This is a genomic window from Polaromonas sp. P1_G2 (assembly GCF_056405515.1).
Genome location: NZ_JBFUBY010001857.1, coordinates 1 through 349, shown reverse-complemented (window position 1 = coordinate 349; position 349 = coordinate 1). Strand labels below are relative to the sequence as shown.

The 349-nt window shown below is 59.6% G+C and carries 1 pseudogene; it reads left to right on the top strand.

Going from position 1 to position 349, the window contains the following annotated elements:
• Nucleotides 1-179 (top strand): annotated as a pseudogene (locus tag AC1D0P_RS32915) (imelysin family protein); the annotation flags it as partial.
• Nucleotides 180-349 lie beyond the last annotated feature (170 nt).

Genomic DNA, 349 nt, shown 5'->3' with positions numbered 1-349 from the left:
AATATGACCAGATGATCGCCGAGGGCAACAAGGAAGGCAATGCCGTCGTCCAGGCAGCGATCGATGGCCTGGTCGCCCAGGCCAAGACCGTTCAACGTATCGTGACTGCGCTGGATTTGGGCAAGATCGAACTTGAAGGTTCCGACAGCCTCGATAAACCTAGCGCCGTGTTCAAATAAGCAAGGCGCGGCGGCGCGGGCCAAAATCCAGCGTCGCCCGGCATAACCATGATGCGTCCATTTCTCGTTTCGCTTCCCCTGCTGGCGCTCGTGCTGGCGGGGCAAGCCGTATCCGGCGATCAGCCCGACAATATGCCGCTACGCAAGGATCTTTCCGTCAAGGACCGCGC